General features: G+C 59.5%; 3 protein-coding genes. 2 read left to right on the top strand and 1 reads right to left on the bottom strand.

The features are described from left to right. Positions 1 to 140: 140 nt before the first annotated feature. On the bottom strand, positions 141 to 350 hold the full coding sequence (locus BMI01S_RS36560; protein ID WP_036047189.1) for a hypothetical protein: 210 nt from the start codon (positions 348 to 350) through the stop codon (positions 141 to 143). Between the two features lie 550 nt (positions 351 to 900). Between BMI01S_RS36560 and BMI01S_RS36565 the strand changes: the two genes are divergently transcribed. Beyond that, a complete protein-coding gene (locus tag BMI01S_RS36565) occupies positions 901 to 1,521 on the top strand; it encodes a DUF2127 domain-containing protein (protein ID WP_081723659.1) in 621 nt (206 codons plus the stop codon). 322 nt (positions 1,522 to 1,843) lie between these two features. Then, positions 1,844 to 2,632 (top strand): COG4705 family protein, encoded by a 789-nt coding sequence (locus tag BMI01S_RS36570; RefSeq protein WP_028233023.1) that lies wholly within the window; start codon positions 1,844 to 1,846, stop codon positions 2,630 to 2,632. Positions 2,633 to 3,156: the final 524 nt, after the last annotated feature.

Genomic DNA, 3,156 nt, shown 5'->3' on the forward strand with positions numbered 1-3,156 from the left:
GCAACCTAAAGGTGTGAGGCCGCTTGCCACGCGCTACCGCATTCACGCGCTGCGAGTTCAGCGCGCCGGGCGCAAAGACGGCGGGTATCGGTTCGCCGGTGCGACCGGCCCGGACCGGGGTTCGCCGCGGCCCGTGTACGTCAGGCGGCGTCGATGCCGAGTCGCCGGAGCACCTCTTTCCCCGCCGCTGTCAGCCTGAGGCCGCGCTCGAAGGGGGCTTCCGATGCAACCTCGACCAGTTGTGCTTGCTGAAGCGCAATGGCGTCGGGATCAGTGCGGCTCACCTGGCCTGGTCCACTGAGGAGGAGTAGCAGGAGGGCGATCTCATGGTGGCTCAGGAGCGATTTCATTGTGGTGATCGCTAGGCAATAATCGGTGCCCGGGGCAGTTCGACTGCCTCGGACAGACAATGGGTCGGCGAAGCCAGCAGGGCTGCGCGAAATGAAACGCGTCACGTCAGGGAGACTGGCGAAGAAATCTGGCAGTTGGACCGGTGGACCCAGCGCGAAGTTTCGAATGGGAACAAAAATTGTGTTGGACAGCAGAGGACGCGTGCAGCTCGCAGCGGACTCAGCTCTTCTGTGCTCGCTTTGAACCCGGTGGTCGAAACGGCGAGCAGCACAATAAGAACACTCGTCTTATTGAGCAGCCTCTGAGGGATCGGAAAGACACGTTCGGCCGCCGCTGACTGCAAACGTTCCGTGCGCCGCTTCGCGCGCAGGCAGTGGCCAGCGCGAAATTTCCCGCCTCTTTCAGTAGTGGCCCGGCGTCAATCAGTTTACGGTACGAAATCTTTCAGGGCGGACACCGCATTTCACAGCGTCTGGGCGATCGCGTAGCCAGAAGCATGTGCGAAGCAGGGCAAAATCGTTCCACCCATCCCGGCACGACTACTGCTCAATGCAGAGCGCCATTTGTCCCACGCTCCGCGTCTTGCTGGAGATTTTGCTCTTGCACGTCAGATTTGCACAGCTATGCAAAAACCTGTACGTCGAGGGATTCCAGATCATCCAGCGACTCACGTGCGAAGCCCTGGGCGAGAAGAGCCTGCACCTGCTGTTCGAGTTGACTCTCGGGTTCAAGGCGATCTTCGCGCTTGCAGAAATTGCAGCCGGTGTCGCCACCTGGCTGGTCCCGCAGCGGTACTTTCTGGCGCTCGTTCTGTGGGTCACCCGTGATGAGTTCGCCGAGGATCCGCACGATCTGGTGGCGAACTTTCTCCTCCACACCGTGCAGCACCTGTCAGTCGATGCCCAGAGATTCGCCGGGCTCTATCTGCTTGCACACGGAGTGGTAAAACTCTGGCTCGTGGCCGGCTTGCTACGCGAGAGACTCTGGTACTTTCCTGTCTCGATCATTGTCTTCGCGCTGTTTATTGCCTACCAGGCGTACCGCTTCGCCTACACCCATTCGGTCTGGTTGCTGCTCGTGACGGCACTGGACGCTGTCGTTATAGCACTTACATGGCATGAGTATCGATATCTTCGCCGTGGGCGGATCGATCGCAGTCCGGGATTCTGATTGATCTCGCACAACGCAGGGCGTGCACGGAAGAAGGCCCCGCTCCGGGCGAGGATATAGCCAATGTGACACGACGCTCCCAACAAGGGCCATGTCGATCGTCGCGCCTGTCGGGTGGCTGTCTCCATGATCGCCCCAGAGCGCTTCAGTTCAGGCCGCAATGAATGGGCAATCCAGTCTCTAACTCTGCCCTCAATCAGCACACCGCGCCGAAACGGACTGCCACAGGCAAACGATTCGCGGTTTAAGCCAACGTTAAGGCTGGTGCGCATACACTGGGATGGTTTGCATTCACCAATGACGTTGGTCTGGGAGATTTCAGATGAGTTTGACCGCCAGGGAAGCGTCCGAACATGCATTGAGCAAGGTGCCAGCACTCACGCTGGGTTTCTGGATAATCAAGATCGCAGCGACGACACTCGGAGAGACTGCTGGTGACTGGGTCACGATGTCGCTAAACCTCGGATACCTGATCGGCACGATGATTTTCCTCGCTGCCTTTGTTGTCCTGGTATCCGCGCAGATTCGCGCCAGGGAATTCAAGGGTTACCTGTACTGGGCCACGATTGTCGCAACGACTACCCTCGGTACAACGTTGGCCGATTTTAGCGACCGGTCTCTCGGGATCGGCTATCCCGGTGGTGTCTCGATGATTGTTGCCCTGCTTGCTGCGAGCCTGGCGATCTGGTATCGGGCAGAAGGAACGGTTTCGATCGAGAGTATCACGACCGCACGCGTGGAGTGGTTCTACTGGACGACCATACTGTTCTCGCAAACACTCGGCACCGCACTGGGAGACTGGGTTGCCGATACCGACAGGGGGGGCCTCGGGCTGGGTTTCGAAACGGGCGCGATGATCTTTGGGGCGGGGCTCGTGGTCGTCGGCCTGCTGTGGCTGTGGCCGCGTGTCTCGCGTACGGCGCTCTTTTGGGCCGCGTTCGTGCTGACGCGGCCCCTTGGAGCCACACTCGGCGATTTGCTCGACAAGCCGATTGCCCAGGGTGGATTGCAGGTCAGCCGGTTCTATGCCTCAGGCATTCTCTTCGCTTTTATCGTCGTCTGCATCATGCTGATCCCGCAACGGGCGGCGCGTCGGGTTCCGTCGGCTTGAGCACCGGGTCCAAAAAAGGAGGCCCCGCTCATAGGAACGGGGCCTTCGAAAGGTGACGCTGGCGAGTAGTCCAGAATTGACAAGACCTACCGTGCAGCCGTTCACCTGCGTGAAGAGGGCACCACTTGATACCGGTTGATCACAACACTCAGCGCATGTTGTCACTTTATGCCGGGATCCTTAAGACCACCTTATTGATCCGGAAGGCGAGCAGGCTTTGCCGTGTGGAGTGAAAGGCATTTCGCTTCGAAACCTGGTTGGGCCTCGCGTACTCCGATCGTGATCAGTGTGACAGCAACGAACGCCTGTGCGTCGCGGCGATGACGCCAGGTGTGCCCGCTAGCGGGAAGAGGGGCTTCCTCAACACGGCGCGTCTGTAGGCCTTCAGACGCAACGTTCCTGCGCTTTCCGAGTCAGTCCGAAAGTGGGTCAGGGAAAATCCTCACGATCGTCGCAGCGGACTCCGCCGAGTCGTCAAGCGCACCCGGCATCTCCACGCGCATGTACAACTTCGTTGCTAGACC

The sequence above is a fragment of the Paraburkholderia mimosarum LMG 23256 = NBRC 106338 genome (genome assembly GCF_000739815.1).
In the GTDB taxonomy this organism is placed as follows: domain Bacteria; phylum Pseudomonadota; class Gammaproteobacteria; order Burkholderiales; family Burkholderiaceae; genus Paraburkholderia; species Paraburkholderia mimosarum.

Excerpts from the sequence above, each read along its gene's own strand:
- BMI01S_RS36560 (WP_036047189.1), bottom strand. The coding sequence starts at position 350 with ATGAAATCGCTCCTGAGCCACCATGAGATCGCCCTCCTGCTACTCCTC.
- BMI01S_RS36565 (WP_081723659.1), top strand. The coding sequence starts at position 901 with ATGCAGAGCGCCATTTGTCCCACGCTCCGCGTCTTGCTGGAGATTTTG.
- BMI01S_RS36570 (WP_028233023.1), top strand. The coding sequence starts at position 1,844 with ATGAGTTTGACCGCCAGGGAAGCGTCCGAACATGCATTGAGCAAGGTG.